The following is a 20,219-nucleotide window of genomic DNA, read 5'->3' on the forward strand; positions in this document are numbered from 1 at the left end:
CGCGCGCGCCGTGGCCGCCACGGGACCGGTGTCGGTCCCCGCCGCACCCCGGCGCCGGTCAGTAGGCTGAGGTCATGGCAGGGCACACCGTCTACACCGTGGGACACTCCACCCGATCCGCCGAGGAGTTCGTGGCGCTGCTGCAGGAGTTCGGCGTGCAGGAGCTGGCCGACATCCGGACCGTGCCGCGTTCGCGCACCAATCCCCAGTTCAACCTGGACGAGCTGCCGGACACCCTCGCCGTGGCCGGCATCGGCCACACGCACTGCCCCGGCCTCGGGGGACTGCGCTCCACGTCCGAGGACTCGGTCAACACCGCGTGGCGCAACGCGTCCTTCCGCGGCTACGCCGACTACATGCAGACCGACGCGTTCCGGGAGGCCCTCGGGGAGCTGGAGGCCCTGGCGGCGGACCGCGTCGTCGCCGTCATGTGCGCGGAGGCCGTGTGGTGGCGCTGCCACCGCTCCCTCGTTGCCGAGGCCCTGCTCGTGCGCGGCCACGACGTCCAGCACATCATGGGACCCGGCAAGCTCACCCCCGCCACCCTGCGGGACTTCGCCGTGGTCGACGGATACCACATCACCTACCCAGGAGGATGACCATGCAGCACCTCAACGAGATCGCCATGCAGCACCTGAACGAGGCCCGTCACGCCCCGCACGGGCGCAGCGCGGCGCAGCTGCTGCACCAGAAGGTGCTGCGCCAGACGCTGCTGGCCATGAAGGAGGGCGCCGTGCTCGCCGAGCACAACGCCCCCTACGCCGGCAGCCTCCAGGTCCTGCACGGGCGGATCCGCGTCCGGGCCGGCCAGGACCTGGTGCTCGAGGCGGGTCAGCTGCACGTGATCCCCGTGGAGCGCCACTCCGTGGAGGCCGTCGAGGACTCGGTCTTCATCCTCACGGCGGTGACCGGCATCGAGGACGCCGCAGAGTAGGCGGGCAGGGGATGCCGCGCCGCTCCGGCCCGGCTGCTCCTGACCGGCGGAGGCGCGCCGGGACGGTCGGGGCGCCGTCGCCGTCGGCGGCTCCGCGGGTGGTCCGGCGCCGGTGCCCGGTTTCGCCCTGCGCGTGAGACGTGTTCCTTCCTCCGGGACCGGTCTAGCGTCGGGGAAGGAACATCCCTCCCCTGACATCCACGTCCCTGAACCCCAAGGAGCACCCCATGTCTCACGTGTGCATCATCGGCGGCCACGGCAAGGTCGCACTGATCCTCGCCCAGATGCTCAAGACCGGCGGCAACGACGTCACGAGCGTCATCCGCAACCCCGACCACACCGACGACGTCGAGAACACCGGCGCGACCGCCGTGGTCGCCGACGTCGAGCAGCTGTCCGTCGCCCAGCTGGCCGACGTCCTCGAGGGGCACGACGCCGTGGTGTGGAGCGCCGGCGCCGGCGGCGGGAACCCGGAGCGCACGTACGCCGTCGACCGGGACGCCGCCGTCCGCACCATGGACGCGGCCGCCATGGCCGGCGCCAGGCGCTTCGTCATGGTCTCCTACATGGGTGCCGGCCAGGACCACGGCATCCCCGAGGACGACCCCTTCCACGCCTACGCGCAGGCGAAGGCGGACGCCGACGACCACCTGCGGGAGTCCGAGCTCGACTGGACCGTGCTGGGACCCGGCGCCCTCACCACGGAGGAGGCGACGGGCAAGATCTCACTGGGCACCCGCGGCCGGGACGAGGAGCGGAAGACCGCGCGCGGCAATGTGGCGCTCGTCGTCTCCGCCGTGCTCGACGACCCGTCGACCATCGGCAGGACCATCGACTTCTGCGACGGCGACACGCTCATCACGGACGCGCTCACCGAGGCCGAGTAGTCGTGCGGCCCGCGCGGGCCATCACGGTGTGACCGCGGGCAGGGGTCCGGGCCGCAGCCCCCTGCCCGGGCGACGTCCTCGTGCGGTGTCCCCGTGGCACCGCGCCATCTAGTCTGGCGTCATGGACACGCACCACGACCCCATCCAGCCCGGCTCCGGGGAGGTGGCACCGTGACGCTGCCGCCGATCCACCCGGGGGCCTCCGACGGACGCGACCCCGAGGAGCTCGACCTCGACGAACCGCTGCGCCTGAACGCCGTCGTGCACGGTTCGGTGCAGGGCGTGGGCTTCCGCTACTGGACCGCCCGCCAGGCGCAGCGGCTGGGCCTGCACGGCTTCGCCGTCAACAACGAGGACGGCACCGTGTGGGTCGTGGCCGAGGGCCCGCGCCGCGCCGTGCGGGACCTGCTCCGGTCCCTGCACGGCGGGAGCGCGCCCGGCGCCGTCATGAAAGTGGACTCCCACTACGGCCCGGCCACGGGGGAGTTCAGCGGGTTCACCACCGGCTGAGCCGGGCGGGAAGCCGCGGCGCCGTCCTACGATGGAGGCATGGTGCACGACCACGCCGCAGACCCCGCGGGCGCGGGGGACGGACACGGCCACGCCCACGGCGGGTCGGACCGGTGGCGGATCGCGACCGCCTTCGGGATCACGGCCACGCTGTTCGTGGTCCAGCTGGTCGGCGCGCTGTGGACCGGCTCCCTGGCGCTGCTGCTCGACACGGCCCACGTGCTCACCGACGCCGGCGGGCTGCTCCTCGCGCTCGTCGCGGCCCACCTGACCCTGCGCCCACCGTCGGCCCGGCGCACATGGGGGTGGCGGCGCGCCGAGATCGTGGCCGCCGCCCTGCAGGCGGGCGTGCTGCTGGCCGTCGGGCTGTTCGTCGTGGTCGAGGGGATCCGGCGTTTCATCGACCCGCACCCCGTGGCCTCGGTGGAGCTGCTCGTCTTCGGTGCGGTGGGCCTGGTGGGCAACCTCGTGTCCATGGCCGTGCTCGCGGGCGGACGGCGCGGCAACCTCAACCTGCGCGCCGCGATGCTCGAGGTCCTCAACGACGCGCTGGGCTCGGTCGCCGTCATCGTCGCCGCCGTCGTCATCACCCTGACCGGCTGGATGCAGGCGGACGCCGTCGTGGCCCTGCTGATCGGCGCGCTGATCGTTCCGCGGACCATCCGGCTGCTCGTGGAGTCGCTGTCCGTGCTCATGGAGAGCACCCCGCCGGGCCTGGACCTCGCGGACGTCCGCGGACACATCCTCGAGCTGCCCCACGTCGTGGAGGTCCACGACCTGCACGCCTCCCGCATCTCCTCGGACCTGCCGGTGCTCACCGCCCACGTGGTGCTCGACGAGCAGTACTTCTACTCGGGCGGCTCGGCCGAGGCCCTGGGCCGGATCCAGCGGTGCGTGGCCGAGCACTTCCCCGTCTCCGTCCAGCACTCCACGATCCAGCTGGAGCCCGCCGACCACGTCGAACCGGAGGTGTGCGCGCCCCATGACCACTGAGCCCCCGAGCACCCGGCACCACTGCCTGGTCGTGTTCGTCCCCGGGACCCACGCGGAGGCCGTGCTGCAGGCCCTCGGCGACGCCGGGGCCGGGCGCCTCGGGCCGTACTCCCACGCCGCGTTCGTGAGCCGGGGGACCGGCCGCTTCACGCCCCTGCCGGGGTCGGACCCCGCGATCGGGGAGGTCGGGCGGCCCGAGGAGGTCGACGAGGTCCGGATCGAGGTCCTGTACCCGGCCGCGGAGCGGGAGCACGTCCTGCAGGCCATGGCCCGGGCGCACCCCTACGAGGTCCCGGCCTTCGCGACCTTCCCCGTCCACGACCGGGGCCCGTCCTTCGACGAGCAGGGCCGGTTCAGGTCCCCGCCCGGCCCGTGAGGAGTACCCGGTGCGCGGCGCCGGGGGCGGGGGGACGAAGGCTCGGGGGTGAAGGGCCAGGGGTGCAGCGCCGGGGGACGTGCCGGGTGGCGGCCGCCCCGCCGGCGGACGGCTCACCGGAGCCGGCCGAGGAACTCCTCCAGGCCGAGGCCGTCCAGGACGGACGCGGGGTGGGGGCCCGCGGCGTCGAGGGACCCGGCCCACCCGCGGGGCAGGGGACGGCGGCCGGCCACCAGGACGAGGTTGCCGGGGTAGCGGCCCGTGAGCAGGCGCTGCTCGGCCAGGCACCACACGTCGGCGAACACGGATCGCAGAGCGAGCGCCTGGCCGGCGAAGAACGAGAGCCCCGGGTCGTCGCCGACGTTGACGGCGAGGACCCCGGTGGGCGCCACCACGCGGGCCACCTCGGCGTAGAAGGAGGGCTCCGTCAGGTGCGGGGGCGCGTCCCGGCCGGAGAAGACGTCCAGGACCACGAGGTCCGCGGACCCGGGGGCGACGACGTCGGGCAGCGCGGCCCGGGCGTCGCCGACGACGACGCGCACGTCGGCCCCGGCCGGCAGCGGCAGCGCGTCCAGCACGAAGCCGGGCAGCTCCCGCTCCAGCTCGACGGCGGTCTGGGCGGAGCCCGGCCGGGTCGCCGCCACGTACCGCGCCAGGGTCAGGGCTCCGGCGCCCAGGTGCACGGCCGTGACCGGGGCGCCGGGGGCCGCCACGACGTCGGCCACGTTGGCGATCCGCCGCAGGTACTCGTAGAAGACCTCCTCCGGGTGCGCCAGGTTCACGTGGGACTGCTCGGCCCCGCCGATGGACAGGACGAAGCCGCCCTCGGTGAAACCGTCCGGGGCGATCTCGGCGTGCACGCCGGCGTCCTTGAGGAATCTGCGCATGCGGTCCATTGTCCCGGTCGGAGGCCCGGGTCCGCCGGCGGCGCCGGTCCGGGCGTCCCGGGCCTAAGCTCTACGGGTGGCACCCGCCCCTCGGCGGTCGCCGCCCTCCCGACGCCCGAAGGAACCGGACCATGCCCGACGACATCCCGCTGCCCGTGCCCGCGGGCGCGCCCGCCCCTCCCGGGGCCCCGGCCCCGGCACCCGGTGCTCCCGCGGCCACCGCCCCGCACACGCCGCCGCCGGCCGACCTCGCCGCCCGCGACCGCCTCGTCATCGGCCTGCTGCTGGCCTCCACGTTCGTGGTGATCCTCAACGAGACGATCATGGGCGTGGCACTGCCGAGCCTCATGGACAGCCTGTCGATCACCGCGGTCGCCGGACAGTGGCTGACCACGGCCTTCATGCTGACCATGGCCGTGGTCATCCCGGTCACCGGTTTCCTGCTCCAGCGGCTCGACACCCGCCCGGTGTTCCTGGCCGCGATGGGCCTCTTCAGCACCGGCACCCTGATCTGCGCCGCGGCCCCGGGCTTCGGGGTGCTGCTGGCCGGGCGCGTGGTCCAGGCGGGCGGAACGGCCATCATGCTGCCGCTGCTCATGACCACGGTGCTGACGCTCGTGGCCCCGACCCGTCAGGGGCGGGTGATGGGCAACATCGCGATCGTCATCTCGGTGGCCCCGGCCGTCGGCCCCACGATCTCCGGGGTGATCCTCAGCGTCCTGGACTGGCGCTGGATGTTCCTGGCCGTGCTCCCCATCGCGGTGGCGTCCCTGGTGCTCGGCGCCGTGCGCATGCCCGACGTGACCGAGCCCCGGGCCGCGTCCCTGGACGTCCTGTCGGTGGTCGTCTCGGCGCTGGGGTTCGGCGGCCTGGTCTACGGCCTCAGCTCGTTCGCGGAGGGCGCGCTCACCGTGGTGCCGCCGTGGGTCCCCCTGGGCGTGGGCGCCGCGGCGCTCGCCGTCTTCGTGCGGCGGCAGACGCGGCTGCAGCGCGCCGACCGGGCGCTGCTGGACCTGCGCACCTTCCGCTCGCGGACCTTCACCATGGCCACGGTCGTGCTCGGCGTCAGCGTGACCGCGCTGTTCGGCACGCTCATCGTGCTGCCGCTCTACCTGCAGAACGTGCAGGGCCTCGATCCGCTGGGGACCGGTCTGCTGCTGCTGCCCGGCGGGCTCGTCATGGGGCTGCTCGCGCCCGTGGTGGGACGCGTGTACGACCGGTCGGGCCCGACCGTGCTCCTCGTGCCCGGGACGGTGGTCGTCAGCGCCTCGCTGTGGGGCCTCACCCTGGTCTCGGCCACGACACCCGTGGCCGCCGTGCTGGTCGCCCACGTGGTGCTGAGCGTGGGCCTCGCGCTCGTGTTCACGCCGCTGTTCACCGCGGGCCTCGGCTCGCTGCCGCACGAGCTGCACGCGCACGGCTCCGCCGTCGTGGGCACCGTGCAACAGGTGGCCGGCGCCGCCGGGGCCGCGCTGTTCGTCACGGTCATGACGCTCGGCACCGTGGCCTCGGACGCGGCGGGCACCGAGGCGGCCGCCGAGGGCGTGCGCGCGGCCTTCCTGTGCGGCGCGGTCCTCTCGCTGCTGGCCGTCGCGGGGTCGGTCGGGGTGCGCCGTCCGGTGGTTCCCTCGTCCTGAGCGGGCACGGCCGCGCACCTCGTCCCGGTCCGGCGTGCCGGGGCGGGGCCGGGCTCAGTCCCGTACGCGCTCCCGGACCCGGCGTGCGAGCTCCGCGGCGTCGTCGACGGCCCGCTCCCCGCGGCCCACCTCCGCCCGCAGCCGATCGACGGCCGACGGGTCCTTGAGGGGCCGCAGGTTGATCTCGAGGGTCACCACGGCCGTGGCCACGGCCGCCCGCGCCGCCTCGGCGGCCGCCGCGACGTCGCTGAGCACGTTCGGGTTGCACCACCCGGACAGCTCGCGGGCCAGCTCCACCACCTCGGCGCCCACGCCGATCAGGTCCCGGGGCGGACCCGCCGCCCCCGTGGTGGCCTCCTGCACGGCCCGCGACCGGTCCGTCCGCTGCTCGTCGCTGTCCTGCGGCAGCGCGTACGCCGCGGACAGGGCCCGGAAGGCCTCCGCATCCGCGTCGGCGAGCCGCAGCGCGGCGGGGATCAGCTCCTCGGCGCGGGCGGCCGTGCGCTCGGCGTCCGCCGTGCGCCCCGACCCCGTGGAGTAGCGGGCGGACATCGCGAGCAGCGCCGCGGCCAGTGCCGCCTGGAGCGCCCCGGCAGCACCCCCGCCCGGGGCGGGTTCGCCCGAGGCCATGCGCTCGACGTAGGCCCTGACGTTCTCCGAGTCGATCGGCGACGTGGTCACGGTGGTCCCTTCCGGTGCGGGGGCGCCGCTCCCGGGCCGGGCGGCGGCATCGGCACGAGCCTAACCGCCGGTCGCACCGTGGCGAGTCTCACAGGCCCGCCGTGCCGACGGCACGGCCCGTCAACCGGACCGAAACATTCCGGCCACGTCCGGAGGCCATCCTGGGGGAGTCCTGACGCCGACGCCGAGAGGGCCGGGGCAGGCACCGCGGGACCGGATCGGCCCGGCGGTGCGAGCAGCCCGACCCGCCATCGTCCTGCACCGCGCCGCCCGGCCCGGAGCAGACCCCCACCGAGAGGACGTGCCGCCATGACCTTCGTCGACGCACCGACCACCCCTGACGCACCGACCACCGCCGACGCACCGACCACCGCCGGGGAACCGGCCGGGAGCTGGGTCGCCGACCCCGAGCAGATCCGCCCGGGCGACCGGATCGAGGTGTGGGAGCAGGACCGCCTGCGCCACGTGGGGACCGTGGGCCAGAGCGCGCCGCACCTCGGGATCCTCTGGATCCTCGAGGCGGGCACGGGCTCCCGCAAGCTGATCCCCGTGCACGGCTACCGGCTGCGCCGGTCCCCGTTCGACCGAGCCGCCTGAGCCCCCGTCCGACGCCGGCCCGACGGCCGTGCGGCACGCCCGCGGGAGCGGCTGACAGCGGGCCTGACCAGGAGGATCATGGGAGGACACGGGGACGTGGCGCCCTCCGCCCTGCGCCCGGTGCGGGACAGGGCCTCGCCCCGGCAGGGCGCCGGAGGGCACGGGTGGGGAACGGGAGGGGATCGGCATGACGGCCCAGGACGTGGCGGCACTCACCGCTCGGCACGCCGGCGGGCACCAGGACGCCGGGGGCGGGCCGTGACCGACCGCAGGGAGCGGGCCGGGGAGCTGCTCGAGCGCGTCCGGGCCCTCGTCGACGTCGTCGTCCGGGCCAGACGCGCCGCCGCTCCGGAGCTCGAGCAGGTGAACCCCCGCCACCGTCGCTCGGCCCTGAACCTCGTGGACTACGTCGCCGTGCGCAGCCGTGACGTCCGGGACCTCCAGCAGGACCTCAGCGGGCTCGGCCTGTCCTCCCTCGGCCGCATGGAGGCGGGGGTCATGACCCACCTGCTCGCCGTCGTCGAGACCCTCGGCGTGCTCGCGGGGCGGACCGAGGGGGACCCGGGAGCCGTCGCGGAGGTCCCCGACCCGGGCGTCGAACTCGAGGGGCCGGAACTCCCCGGGGCGCAGGTGCTGAGCCGGAACACCGCCGCGCTGTTCGGGGCGGCACGGGAGGAGCGCAGCACGCGGATCATGGTGACCTTCCCGTCCGAGGCCGCTGGGGACCCGGACCTCGTGGCGGAGATGGTCCGTGCCGGGATGGACGTGGCACGGGTCAATTGCGCCCACGACGGGCCCGAGCAGTGGGCGGCCATGGTCGAGCACGTCCGCGCCGCCGAGCGGGCCCTGGGCCGCGAGGTCCGCGTGGCCATGGACCTGGCCGGACCCAAGCTGCGCACGGGCCCGCTCGAGCCGGGACCGCAGGTGCGGAAGATCCGGCCCACCCGGGACAGCACCGGGCGGGTGACCGTCCCGGCCCGCCTCTGGCTGGGCGACCCCGATCCCGGGGCCGACGACGACGCCCCGGCCGTGCCCGTGGCCGACCCCGCCTGGGCCGCGGCCCGCAGCCGGGGGGAGAGGCTGCGGCTGAAGGACGCGCGCGGCTCGGGGCGCACGCTGCGGGTGCTCGGGACCTCCGGGGCCGGGGCCCTGGTCGAGTGCTCCAAGACCGTCTACTTCGCCACGGGCCTCGCCGTCGAGGCGGAGGACGGTTCGCGCGGCACGCTCGGGGAGCTCCCGGCCGTGGAGCAGCACCTGCGCGTGCACACCGGGGACACGCTCGTGCTGACCCGGGACATGTCCCCCGCACCGGTGCGGGACACCGGGCCCCACCGGATCGGCTGCTCGTTGCCCGAGGCGTTCGCCGACGCCCGGCAGGGCCAGCCCGTGTGGCTCGACGACGGGAGGATCCGCTGCCGGATCGCGTCCGTGCACCCGGACGAGATCGAGCTGGAGGTGCTCCAGGCGCGGCCCGGCGGGGCGAAGCTGCGGGCCGGGAAGGGCATCAACCTGCCGGAGACGGAGCTGAACATCTCCGCGCTGACCGACGAGGACCGTTCCCACCTCCCCTTCGTGGCCGAGCACGCCGACATCGTGAACATGTCCTTCGTGCGCTCGCGCCAGGACGTCAGGGACCTGCTGGACGAGCTGGCACGGATCGGCAGCACGGCCCTTGACGTCACCCTGAAGGTCGAGACCGTGGGCGGCTTCCAGGCGCTGCCCGGGATGCTCGTGGAGGCCATGCGGTGGCAGGACGTGGGCGTCATGATCGCCCGGGGAGACCTCGCGGTCGAGGCCGGCTTCGAGCGCCTCGCCGAGGTCCAGGAGGAGATCCTGTGGCTGTGCGAGGCCGCGCACGTCCCCGTGGTGTGGGCCACGCAGGTCCTGGAGAGCCTGGCCAAGGAGGGACTGCCCTCCCGCGCGGAGGTGACGGACGCGGCCATGGGGCAGCGCGCCGAGTGCGTGATGCTCAACAAGGGCCCCTTCGTGGTGGACGCCATCGCCGCCCTCGACGACATCCTCGTGCGGATGGAGGGGCACGCGCACAAGAAGTCCGACAGGCTCCGGCGGCTCAACGCCTGGGGACCGCTGGGGGAGTGAGTCGTGCCACACTGTGGGCATGGCCGCACGTGACACCGCCGTCCTCCGTTTCCTCGCCGCGCCCACGGACGCCGGCCGCACCGGCACCGTGGACGGCGGGCGCGTGCTGGAGTGGATCGACAAGGCGGCCTACGCGTGCGCCGTGGGCTGGTCGCGCTCCTACTGCGTCACCGCCTACGTCGGCAACATCCACTTCGACCGACCGGTCTGCGTGGGGGACATGGTCGAGGTCGCCGCGAAGATCGTCCACACCGGCCGGTCCTCGATGCACATCCGCGTGGAGGTGGCCTCCGCGGACCCCCGCGACCACGGGGTGACCCTCAAGGACACGTGCCTGATCATCATGGTCGCCGTCGACGGCGACGGCCGCCCCACACCCGTCCCGCAGTGGGCCCCCGAGACGGAGTTCGAGCGCCAGCAGCAGGCGGTCACGCGGCGGCGGATCGAGCTGCGCAACAGCATCGAGAAGCTGATGGCCGAGCAGCGGTACACGGACCAGGGCACGGCCGAGGAGACCGTGCTGCGCTTCCTCGCCGCCCCCACGGACATCAACTGGGGCGGCAAGGTCCACGGCGGGACCGCGATGCGGTGGATCGACGAGGCGGCGTACGTGTGCGGCTCCCGGTGGGCCGGGCGGCCGGTGATCGCCGTCTACGCGGGCGGCGTCCGGTTCTACCGGCCCATGCACATCGGCCACCTCGTCGAGGTCCGGGCCCGCCTCATCCACACGGCGGCCCGCGGCCTGCACATCTCCGTCAACTGCTGGTCGGGGGACCCCGCCACCGGGCAGCTCGAGCTCACCACCAACTGCCTCATGGTCATGGTGGCCCTCGACGACGCCGGGCACGCGCTGCCGGCCCGGCAGTGGCAGCCCGTGAGCCAGGAGGACCGGGACCTCGACGCCTTCGCCCGGGAGCTGGTCCGGCTGCGCGCGGACTTCCCGGACTCCTTCCAGCAGGTCGACCCCTCCGTCTCCCGGCTGCCCGGCACCTGACGGACGGGCCGCCGCCCGGCTGTGCGCTCAGTGTGCTGTGCATATAGTGGGGCCGACGACCACCGTCCCGTTCCCGAGGAGAGCACGGCCATGGATCTGAACCCGCTGGACAAGGCGTTCGACGACGAGGGCAGGCCGAAGCCGGCCCTGAACAAGGTGCTCGACACCGTGCTGCGCGTCCAGCGCCCGGTGGTGCTCAACTTCGTGAAGAAGCAGCGGGAGGAGCACCCGAAGGACACCCCGGAGCAGCTGGCCAAGCGGATCGAGAAGCTCTACGTCCGCTCGGTGACCGTGGGCGGCGGTGCCGTGGGCGCCACGGCGGTGGTGCCGGGGATCGGCACGATCGCCTCCCTCGGGCTGTCCTCCGTCGCCGTGGCCGGCTACCTCGAGGCCACGGCGCTCTACGCGCAGGCCATCGCCGAGCTGCACGGCGTGCACACCGAGGACCCGGAGAAGACCCGCACCATGGTCATGGCGCTGATGCTCGGCGAGGACGGCCGGCAGGTCATGAACCAGATCCTGGCCAGCGGCGCCCGGGGCAAGGGCATGGTCTCCTCCTGGGGCCTGATGATGGGCCGGGACGACTCCAAGACCTTCGACGTCGGCCGCGTCGTGCGCAACATGTTCGTCAAGCGCTTCCTGCTCCGGCAGACCGGCGCGGTGTTCGGGCGGGCCCTGCCGTTCGGCATCGGAGCGGTCGTCGGCGGCGGTGCGAACCTCGCCATGGCCAAGCAGGTCATCTCCGCCACCCACGAGGCGTTCGGCCCGCTGCCCGGCACGTTCCCCGCCGAGCTCGAGCCCGGGGAGCGCGCCCCGCGCTTCGCCGGGGCCGGGGACGAGGGCGAGGGAACCGGCGAGATCACCGGCGCGAACCCGTAGGCGCTCCGCGGCCACGGACCGGATGACCGGCGTTCCCCGACATCCCCCGGGGCCGGTCCTCCTCGCGCACCGGCACCGTCCCTCCGGCGGTGCCGTGCGCTCCTGACACCGCTCCGGCCGGTGGCTGCCCGCGGCGGGCGGAGGGCAACGGTTCTTCACACCGGGGCCTCCGGGGATTGGCGCCGCGTTCACCGGTCCTCCCTACCGTGGTGCCGAGCGGGGCGGTCCGCGGCCCCGCCGTGAGCCGAGGGAGCGCCGTGCGACCGAGCGTCTACGCCCACCGGGGTGCGAGCGCCGCCCATGCCGAGCACACCCGTGCCGCCTACGTGCAGGCGCTGCTGGACGGGGCCGACGGTGTGGAGTGCGACGTCCACCTGACCCGCGACGGCCACCTGGTCCTGCACCACGACGCGCAGCTGGGGCGCACGAGCAACGGCCGCGGTCCCGTGTCCGCACGCACCCTGGCCGAGCTGCGCCGGCTGGACTGGTGCTCGTGGAAGGGCGTGCCCGTCCCGCCCACCCACGGAGCGACGGACCGGCAGCTCCTGACGCTGCCCGAGCTCCTGGACCTGCTCCGGGACGCCGGCCGTCCCGTCGGACTGGCCGTCGAGACCAAGCACCCCAGCCCGTTCGGCCACCGGCTCGAGGACGAGGTGCTGGCGCTGCTCCTGCGGGAAGGCTGGGATCCCGAGACCGGACGCGTGGACGACGTCACCGTCTCGCTCATGAGCTTCCATCCGGGCGCCGTCCGCCGCCTCGCGGAGACCGTGCCCCCGCGGCACGTGTGCCAGCTCGTGGAGACGGCGACCCGGCGCACGGTCCGCGACAGCCTGCGCGTCGGCGCGGCGGCGGCCGCCGTGCTCCACGCCGGGATGCGGCTGGTGGTGCCACCGGCGCTGCCCGTGATCGCGGACGGTCTCGTGGATCTCGTGGGGCCCGGCACGGACTACGTCCGGGCGCACCCCCGGACAGGTGCAGGACTGGCTGGCCCGGGGCCTCGCGCTGCGCGTCTGGACCGTGGACACGCCGCAGGACGTCGATCTCTGCCTGGCACTGGGGGTCCAGGAGATCACGACGAACCGGCCGGCCGACGTCCTGACCTGGACGAGCGGATCGGCCGCGGCGGGAGCCGCACGGACCGCGGGTCCGGCCGCTCCGCACGGGGCACCACCTCCCCTTCTCGTCGGCGCCCGCTCCGCGTCCCCGGGCGCCGTCCCACCGGTTCACGAAAGGTAATACAACCATTTTCTCCGGGCCGCACCCGGGCCGCACCCGGGCCGCACCCCGAGGCGCCCTCCGTCGCGGCCGGTCACGGGTTGTCCCCGCAACGGTGGCCTCCCCGGGGTCCCGGCGACCCCGCGGCGGGAGCGTGAACCGCGCGATTGCGGGCGCGAACGTCTCGGGGCAGGTGCGGCACCGTGTGAGTTTGCACACGGACGGGGCTCCCGCCGGGTGCGCCCGGTCGCGCCAACGCGGGGATCGAACGCACCGGTAACGCACCGATAACGCCTGCGTGATGCATCCGTGAGGGGGTCATAACACCGTCCTGAGTAGGAAGGACGGGTCGGCAATACCGGCATTTCACGCCTTGGAAGGAGTTGGACATGACCTCAGCACCACATCGCTCCCAGCGCCGCGACGGGGGGTCGTCGGCGGAGCGAGTGCTGTGGGACGAGGCCGCGGTGACGGGCAGCTCCGTGGGGGCGCGACCGGGGACGGACCACTCGGCAGGAGCGGGCAACGACCCCTCGCCGACCCGGCTCCACCAGTTCTTCGAACGCAGCTGCGACCTGACGCCCCACGCCGAGGCTCTCCACGTCGAGGACCGGACGTTCACCTACGCGGAGCTCGACGATCTCGCCAACCGCATGGCGCACCTGATCGCCGGGTACGGACTCGCCCCGGGCGACCGCGTCGGCATCCTGCTGCAGCGTTCCACCATGCTCTACGCCTCGCTGCTGGCCGTCCTCAAGACGGGCGCCACCTTCGTCCCGATCGACCCGAACCTGCCCGCCGAGCGCGTGCAGTTCATCGCCGAGGACTCGGACCTGTCCCTGCTCCTGACCTCGGGGGACTTCGTGCCGCTGGTCGAGGAGACCCCGGGCGACGTCCTGGACGTCGAACGCATCGGCCAGGACCTCGACGACGCGCCGGCGCACCGTCCGGAGGTCCGCCACGAGGGCGATCCGACCTGCTACATCATCTACACCTCGGGTTCGACCGGGCGGCCCAAGGGCGTCGAGATCGCGCACTCGAGCATCTGCAACTTCATCAGCATCGTGCCCGAGGTCTACGACGTCCGCGCCGAGGACCGCGTCTACCAGGGCATGACCATCGCCTTCGACTTCTCCATCGAGGAGATCTGGCCCACGTGGGCCTCCGGCGCCACGATCGTGGCCGGGCCGACGGACGACGCCCGGCTCGGGCAGGGGCTCGTCGACTTCCTCGAGCGCATGGAGATCTCCGTGCTCTACTGCGTGCCCACCGTCCTGGCCACCCTCGACCACGACCTGCCCCGGGTGCGCAGCATCCTGGTGGGCGGCGAGGCCTGCCCCGCGGAGCTCGTGGACCGCTGGTCCACCCCGGAGCGCCGCATGCTCAACACCTACGGGCCCACCGAGGGCACCGTGACGGCCACGTGGGGCGAGCTGTCCCCGGGGCGGCCCGTGACCATCGGCAAGCCCCTGCCCACCTACGACGTGCGGATCCTCGACGAGGAGCTCAACGAGCTCCCCGACGGCGAACCGGGCGAGATCTGCATCGCCGGCCCCGGCGTGGCCCGCGGCTACGTGAACCTGCCGCACGTCACGGAGGAGCGCTTCCGGCCGCACCCCGAGGGACCCCGGGCCGGGCGCATCTACCGCACCGGGGACCTGGGCCGGATCCTTCCCGACGGCGAGATCGAGTACCTCGGCCGCGCCGACAGCGAGGTCAAGATCCGCGGCCACCGCGCCGACCTGCAGGAGATCGAGAACGTCCTGCGCCGCGATGACGTCGTGGCGGACGCCGCCGTGAAGCTCGTCGCCGGCGGCGACGACGTGGCCGCGTTCCTCACGCTGCGCAACCCGGTGGGCGACGAGCGCGCCCTGTTCGAGCTGCTGCACGACTCCGTGGCCGCGGCGCTCCCGCCCTACATGGTGCCGTCCTTCTACGAGATCCTGCCGGCCATGCCGATGATGGTCAGCGGCAAGGTGGACCGGAAGAACCTCCCCGACCCCAGCTCGCCGCGCTTCGTCACCACGGTGGGGCTGGTGCCGGCGGAGACGGAGATGGAGCGCCGCATCACGCAGGTCTGGTCCCGCGTCTTCCGCATCCCCGAGGACCAGCTCTCCGTGGAGGCGGACTTCTTCATGGAGCTCGGCGGGCACTCCCTGCTCGCCGCGACCGCCACGTCCGAGCTGCGCCGGGAGCAGCCCGAGCAGGACCTGTCCATCGCCGACATCTACACCTACCCCACGGTGCGGGACCTGGCCCGGCACCTGGACTCCGCTCCGGCGGCCGTCCCGGCGACGACCGCCGTGGACGACCGGCCCTCGGCCCTGTACCACACGAACGGCCGGGTGGCGCTGTGCGGCCTCGCCCAGCTGTCGACACTGCTGCTGGCCGTCATGCTCGTCGGCTCCCCGCTGGGCGCGGTCCTGTACTCCTACGGCGGTCAGTTCAGCTACGCCCTCATGTGGGACCTCCTGCTCGTGGGCCTGCTGGTCTCCGTGACCGCGCGGTTCCTGCTGCCGTTCGTGGCTTCCCGGGTGCTCGGGCGGTTCGTCAGACCGGGCCACCACCCGTTGTGGGGCAGGCAGTACTTCCTGCTCTGGTGCATCGACGGGCTGACCCGGCTCTCGCCGCTCAGCCTCCTGACCGGCACCCCGATGGCCGCCGGCTACCTGCGCCTGCTGGGCGCCACGGTCGGCCCGGGCGCCCACGTGGGCACCGCGACCGTGGGCCTGCCGTCGCTGGTGAGCATCGGCGCGGGCGCCAGCATCGGCTACAACGCCTCCGTGCAGACGGCCCAGGTCGAGGACGGCTGGGTGACCATCCGTCCCGTGCACGTCGGCGACGACGCGTTCGTGGGCGCCAACGCCCTCCTGCAGCCCGGTGCACGGCTCGAGGACGGCGCCCGGCTGGGCGAGCAGTCCCTCGTCTCCCGGAACCAGACGATCCCGGCCGGCGAGCACTGGATCGGTTCCCCGGCCCGTCCCGGCGAGGGGGAGGACGAGCTCCTGGAGCGCATGGAGCGGCGCCCCCGCCCGAGCGGCAGGATGCCCGCTCCGCTCGCCACCGGTCTGCTCCTGGGCTGGATGGCCCTCGAGATGCTGCCCTTCGTCCTGGTCCTGCCGTCCTTCCTGATGATCTGGATCGCGGCCCTCGAGTTCGGCGTCCCCGTGGGCCTGGCGCTCACCCCGGCGGTCGGCCTCGTCTACGTGGTCACCGTCTGTGCCGTGGTGGCGGCGGGCCGGGCCCTGGTCCTGCGCAGGACCCCCACCGGCATCCACGCGGTCCGCAGCGGGCTCGGCGTGCGCAAGTGGCTGGCCGACCAGCTCCTCCAGACGAGCCTCGAGAGCACCAACGCCCTGTACGCCACGCTCTACACCGTGCCGTGGTTGCGGGTGCTCGGGGCCAAGGTCGGACCGCGGTCCGAGATCTCCACGGTGGGTCACATCGACCCCGACCTCCTGACCCTCGGCGAGGGAAGCTTCGTCGCGGACATGGCCAGCGTCGGCAGCGCGGTCTACCACAACGGGCACCTGCACATGGAGCGCACCGTGGTGGGGGACCGGTCCTTCGTGGGCAACGCGGCGTTCGTGCCCTCCGGCACCCGGATGGGCGACGCGTCGCTGGTGGGTGTGGCCTCCGTGCCCCCGGCCGACGTCCCGGACGGGACGTCCTGGCTGGGCTCGCCGGCGATGTTCCTGCCACGGCGCCAGGACAGCGGCAACTTCGACGAGAGCCTCACGTTCCGGCCCTCGCGGGGCAAGGTCGCGGCCCGGCTGCTCATCGAGGCCCTGCGCATCACGGTGCCCCCGGCGCTGATCGGCCTCATCGGCTATCTGGGCCTGCTGGCCTCGGTGGCCCTGGTGCCCGAGCTGCCGCTGCTCGCCTACCTGGCCGTGCTGCCGCTCATCGCGCTGGCCACCGGCTTCACGGTGGTCCTGGCCGTGGTGGTCCTCAAGTGGGCGATCGTGGGCCGGTACCGGCAGCGGATCGAGCCCCTGTGGGACAACTTCGTCCGGCGCAGCGAGTTCGTCACCGGCGTCTACGAGTCCGCAGCCGTCCCGGCGCTGATCGGCGGTCTCGTGGGCACCCCGTTCATCGGCCCGCTCCTGCGGCTCTTCGGCGCCCACGTGGGCCGGCGGACCTACATCGGGACGACGTACCTGACCGAGTTCGACCTCGTCCACATCGGCGACGACGCGGCCGTGTGCACCGACGTGTCCCTGCAGACGCACCTCTTCGAGGACCGGGTGATGAAGATGTCCTACGTGGAGATCGCCTCGGGCGCCAGCGTGGGAGCACGCTCGATCGTCCTCTACGACACCACGGTGGGGGACGGCACGACCGTGGACGGGCTGTCGCTGGTCATGAAGGGCGAGCAGCTGCTGCCCGAGACCTCCTGGCGCGGCATCCCGGTGCGCTCCGCCGCCGCCGCGGTGACCTCGGGCCGCTGACGCGACGATGGACGGCACGACGGTGGCCCCGCGACCCGGAACCGGGTCACGGGGCCACCGTGCGTCAGAGGGCTCGTCAGGCGCTGCGCATGTCGTTCATGAGCTCGGTGATCTGCCGCGAGGGCGGCGCGCCGAGCTCGTCGGCCATGGTGGTGCAGAAGCTGCGGAAGGTCTGCAGGGCCGGGGCGTTATTGCCGAGACCGAGGTCCGCCTCGATGGACACGCGGACCGCGCTCTCCCGGAGCGGGTCGACGGCCCGGACGTTGTCGGCCAGCATGTGCGCGCGGTAGAAGTCACCCTCCTCGAGGGAGAGCCGGGCGAGGTGCTCGACCGCGTTGACGTAGAGCGTGCGCAGCCTGTCCTGCTCGGCCATGACCCAGCCGTCGTACCAGCCCGGCAGGAGCTGGGCGCCCCCGGGCGCCAGGAACCACGGGTCCTCGGTGACGGCGTCCGAGGTGGCCGCCGCCCGCTGCAGGGACTCCCGCAGCTCGTGCAGGTCCACCGCGACCGCCTCGGTCAGCGCGATGTTGTTCCCGCGGGCGCCCACGGCCCCGGGCACCTGCCGCGAGAGGTTGAACACGGTGGTGCGCAGACTGCCCATGGCGCGCTGCGCGGTGCGGTCCGGCCACAGGAGCTCGCCGAGGAAACGGCGGGGCCGAGGGCCGAGAACGGCCAGCGCGGCGAGCAGTCGCTGCTGCCGGTGGCCCAGGGCCAGCACGGTCCCGTCGAGTTCGACCTCGACGTTGCCGAGCAGCCGGAGCTTGATCGATTTTTCCCCATCCACTGCCATATCCACTGTCATGATCCCCCGATGACGTGATCCCTGATCCCCGCTCGTCCGGTGCCGGCCTTCCCCCGAAGACGGCGTCCCGCACGTCCCCTCCCGGTGGCCGCGCTCCGGTGGACCGGAGAGCGGCGGAGAGGGTTCAGAACCTGATGATCCCCGGACCAGCGGGAAGAGTCAAAAGTAAATCGACGCACGGCGTTCACAGTCCGCGCCGCGCACCCCGATCGACGCTGCTCCCGCCACCGGCGGAGGCGCCGGTCGGCCCAGCATTACATCAACGGCCCCGGGCCCGTGGCCCGGGCCGGCAGCTGTCAGGAGATCTTCCGATGACCGATCAGCGACCCGTGACAGGAGTCCGGACGGACCCCCTCGGAAACATCGTCGCCCTGTGCAATCCCGCCGAGGTGTGGTCCCCGAGATCCACCAGCAGGATCATCCGGGACATCGAGGCCGAGGTGCACGACTACTACGTTCCGGCGGCACCCGGACCGCTCCGGGTCCGGGTGGTCCCGACGGAGTGCGGAAAGCGGCTGTGGGCCGCGCCGGAGGACACGGTCTGCAACAATCTGCACGACCTGCCGTCCGTGTGAGCGGCCGGGTTCCGGGCGGAGCAGCCCGGAACCCGGTCTCCCGGGCCGCGGGTCCGTCCGGACCCGGCCGCCGCCCCGGCCCCGCCGGGGCCCGGGTCACAGGTAGCGGACGAGGTCCTCGGCGATGCCCGTGTACGTCGCCGGCGTCAGCCCGGACAGCCGGCGCTCGGCCTCGGCGGACAGGCCCAGGCCGGCCACGAACTCCTGGAGCCGGGCCGCGTCCACGCGGTGTCCGCGGGTCAGCTCCTTGAGCCGTTCGTAGGGGTTGTCCATGCCCTCGACGCCGGCGACGGCCTCGGCGCGCATGACCATCTGGATCGCCTCCGCGAGGACCTCCCAGTTCGCGTCGAGGTCCGCGGCCAGGACGTCCTCGGCCACGTCCAGGCGGGAGAGACCCTTGCGCACGTTGGAGACCGCGAGCAGCGAGTGCCCGAAGGCCACACCGATGTTGCGCTGTGAGGACGAGTCCGTCAGGTCGCGCTGCCAGCGGGACGTCACGAGTGTGGCGCCGAGGACGTCGAGCAGCGCGTCGGAGAGCTCGAGGTTGGCCTCGGCGTTCTCGAAGCGGATCGGGTTGACCTTGTGCGGCATGGTCGAGGAGCCCGTCGCGCCCTCCACCGGGACCTGCTGGAAGTAGCCGATGGAGATGTAGGACCAGACGTCGGTGCAGAAGTTGTGCAGGATCCGGTTGAAGCGGGCCATGTCCGCGTAGAGCTCGGCCTGCCAGTCGTGCGACTCGATCTGGGTGGTCAGCGGGTTCCAGTCCAGGCCCAGGCCCTCGACGAAGCCGCGGGAGACCTCCGTCCAGTCCGCCTGCGGAACGGCCGCGTAGTGCGCGGCGTAGGTGCCGGTGGCGCCGTTGATCTTGCCCAGGTACTCCGTGCGCTCGATCCGGGCGAGCTGACGGCCCAGCCGGTGCGCGACGACCGCCATCTCCTTGCCCAGCGTGGTGGGCGTGGCGGGCTGGCCGTGGGTGCGGGAGAGCATCGGGGTGCCCGCGGCCGCCCCGGCCAGGGCGGCGACCTCCGCGACGAGCGCGCGCGCCTCGGGCAGCCACACGTCCGTCGTCGCGTCCTTGACGCCCAGGGCCCAGGCGAGGTTGTTGATGTCCTCGGACGTGCACCCGAAGTGCACGAGCGGGACGAGGTGCTCGAGCCCGAGGCCGGGCAGGCGGCGGCCGATGAAGTACTCCACGGCCTTGACGTCGTGGACGGTCACGGCCTCGATCTCGGCGAGCTCCGCGACGGAGTCGGTGTCGAAGTCCGTGACGATGCGTCGCAGTCCGGCCGCCTGCTCGCCGGTCAGGGGTGCCAGGCCCGGCAGGACGGAGCGCTCGGCCAGGTGGATGAACCACTCGACCTCGACGTGCACGCGGTTGCGGTTGAGCGCGGCCTCGGACAGGTGGTCGACCAGCGGGGCGACGACCGGCTGGTAGCGGCCGTCGAGCGGGCCCAGCGCGACGGGCGGCTCGGCGGCCGCGAGCGCGGCGCGCCCGGAGGGCAGGGGATCGGGCAGGGTGTTCTTCGTGGTGGGCATGGGCACATTCTCCCACGGCGCCGCGGGCGGCCCCCGCCGGCCGGTCCGTGCTCCGCCGCCGACAATTCCCGGCCCCGGTTGTATCGTGCCCGGACGAATCCCGGGGCTCCCGGGGACCCCGCGTCACGCGCCGACGGAACCCGGCTCCTGCGGGGATAGCATGTG

The 20,219-nt window shown here is 73.6% G+C and carries 17 protein-coding genes and 1 pseudogene; 14 read left to right on the forward strand and 4 right to left on the reverse strand.

Annotated elements, in window-relative coordinates; genetic code table 11:
• The first annotated feature begins 74 nt into the window (after positions 1-74).
• From ACH9EU_RS08850 to ACH9EU_RS08875, 6 genes are all read left to right on the forward strand, one after another.
• Positions 75-599, forward strand: coding sequence for a DUF488 family protein (locus tag ACH9EU_RS08850; RefSeq protein WP_396413567.1), 525 nt, complete (start codon positions 75-77; stop codon positions 597-599).
• Between the two features lie 2 nt (positions 600-601).
• A complete protein-coding gene (locus tag ACH9EU_RS08855) occupies positions 602-934 on the forward strand; it encodes a cupin (RefSeq protein WP_396413568.1) in 333 nt (110 codons plus the stop codon).
• Positions 935-1,161: 227 nt separating this feature from the next.
• Positions 1,162-1,821: an SDR family oxidoreductase gene (locus ACH9EU_RS08860; protein WP_396413569.1), complete on the forward strand. Its 660-nt coding sequence runs from the start codon at positions 1,162-1,164 to the stop codon at positions 1,819-1,821.
• A gap of 171 nt (positions 1,822-1,992) precedes the next feature.
• Complete coding sequence (locus ACH9EU_RS08865) at positions 1,993-2,331, forward strand: acylphosphatase (RefSeq protein ID WP_396413570.1); 339 nt, start codon at positions 1,993-1,995, stop codon at positions 2,329-2,331.
• 39 nt (positions 2,332-2,370) lie between these two features.
• Positions 2,371-3,324 (forward strand): cation diffusion facilitator family transporter, encoded by a 954-nt coding sequence (locus tag ACH9EU_RS08870; protein WP_396413571.1) that lies wholly within the window; start codon positions 2,371-2,373, stop codon positions 3,322-3,324.
• Entirely contained in the window at positions 3,314-3,700 is a 387-nt protein-coding gene (locus tag ACH9EU_RS08875) for a hypothetical protein (protein WP_396413572.1), read from the forward strand. Before ACH9EU_RS08870 ends, ACH9EU_RS08875 begins: the two co-directional genes overlap by 11 nt.
• A 113-nt stretch (positions 3,701-3,813) precedes the next feature.
• Here ACH9EU_RS08875 and ACH9EU_RS08880 read toward each other — a convergent pair whose 3' ends face one another.
• Positions 3,814-4,587, reverse strand: a complete 774-nt coding sequence (locus ACH9EU_RS08880) for a fused MFS/spermidine synthase (RefSeq protein WP_396413573.1) — start codon at positions 4,585-4,587, stop codon at positions 3,814-3,816.
• Between the two features lie 131 nt (positions 4,588-4,718).
• Between ACH9EU_RS08880 and ACH9EU_RS08885 the strand changes: the two genes are divergently transcribed.
• Entirely contained in the window at positions 4,719-6,224 is a 1,506-nt protein-coding gene (locus ACH9EU_RS08885) for a DHA2 family efflux MFS transporter permease subunit (protein WP_396413574.1), read from the forward strand.
• A 54-nt stretch (positions 6,225-6,278) separates the two neighbouring features.
• On the opposite strand, the gene ACH9EU_RS08890 is transcribed toward ACH9EU_RS08885, so the two are convergent.
• On the reverse strand, positions 6,279-6,905 hold the full coding sequence (locus ACH9EU_RS08890; protein WP_396413575.1) for a cyclodeaminase/cyclohydrolase family protein: 627 nt from the start codon (positions 6,903-6,905) through the stop codon (positions 6,279-6,281).
• Between the two features lie 309 nt (positions 6,906-7,214).
• On the opposite strand from ACH9EU_RS08890, the gene ACH9EU_RS08895 reads away from it, so the two are divergent.
• The 6 genes and pseudogenes from ACH9EU_RS08895 to ACH9EU_RS08920 all read left to right on the forward strand — a co-directional run bounded on the left by ACH9EU_RS08895 (position 7,215) and on the right by ACH9EU_RS08920 (position 17,141).
• A complete protein-coding gene (locus ACH9EU_RS08895; RefSeq protein ID WP_396413576.1) occupies positions 7,215-7,502 on the forward strand; it encodes a hypothetical protein in 288 nt (95 codons plus the stop codon).
• Between the two features lie 258 nt (positions 7,503-7,760).
• On the forward strand, positions 7,761-9,602 hold the full coding sequence (locus ACH9EU_RS08900) for a pyruvate kinase (RefSeq protein WP_396413577.1): 1,842 nt from the start codon (positions 7,761-7,763) through the stop codon (positions 9,600-9,602).
• Positions 9,603-9,621: 19 nt separating this feature from the next.
• Positions 9,622-10,596 carry a hotdog domain-containing protein gene (locus ACH9EU_RS08905; RefSeq protein WP_396413578.1) on the forward strand — a complete coding sequence of 325 codons (975 nt, stop codon included), beginning with the start codon at positions 9,622-9,624 and terminating at the stop codon, positions 10,594-10,596.
• 90 nt (positions 10,597-10,686) lie between these two features.
• Positions 10,687-11,475, forward strand: coding sequence for a di- and tripeptidase (locus ACH9EU_RS08910; protein ID WP_396413579.1), 789 nt, complete (start codon positions 10,687-10,689; stop codon positions 11,473-11,475).
• Between the two features lie 257 nt (positions 11,476-11,732).
• A pseudogene (locus ACH9EU_RS08915) lies at positions 11,733-12,711 on the forward strand (glycerophosphodiester phosphodiesterase family protein).
• Positions 12,712-13,079: 368 nt separating this feature from the next.
• On the forward strand, positions 13,080-17,141 hold the full coding sequence (locus ACH9EU_RS08920) for a Pls/PosA family non-ribosomal peptide synthetase (protein WP_396413580.1): 4,062 nt from the start codon (positions 13,080-13,082) through the stop codon (positions 17,139-17,141).
• A gap of 76 nt (positions 17,142-17,217) precedes the next feature.
• Here ACH9EU_RS08920 and ACH9EU_RS08925 read toward each other — a convergent pair whose 3' ends face one another.
• A complete protein-coding gene (locus ACH9EU_RS08925; protein ID WP_396413581.1) occupies positions 17,218-17,931 on the reverse strand; it encodes an AfsR/SARP family transcriptional regulator in 714 nt (237 codons plus the stop codon).
• A gap of 323 nt (positions 17,932-18,254) precedes the next feature.
• Here ACH9EU_RS08925 and ACH9EU_RS08930 point away from each other — a divergent pair, with 323 nt between their 5' ends.
• The gene (locus ACH9EU_RS08930; RefSeq protein WP_396413582.1) at positions 18,255-18,518 is read left to right on the forward strand and encodes a DUF3892 domain-containing protein; all 264 of its coding nucleotides are present in this window, start codon (positions 18,255-18,257) and stop codon (positions 18,516-18,518) included.
• Between the two features lie 96 nt (positions 18,519-18,614).
• On the opposite strand, the gene purB is transcribed toward ACH9EU_RS08930, so the two are convergent.
• Positions 18,615-20,054 carry an adenylosuccinate lyase gene (gene purB, locus ACH9EU_RS08935; RefSeq protein WP_396413583.1) on the reverse strand — a complete coding sequence of 480 codons (1,440 nt, stop codon included), beginning with the start codon at positions 20,052-20,054 and terminating at the stop codon, positions 18,615-18,617.
• Positions 20,055-20,219 lie beyond the last annotated feature (165 nt).

The sequence above is a fragment of the Kocuria rhizosphaerae genome, assembly GCF_044462265.1.
Taxonomy (GTDB): domain Bacteria; phylum Actinomycetota; class Actinomycetes; order Actinomycetales; family Micrococcaceae; genus Kocuria; species Kocuria rhizosphaerae.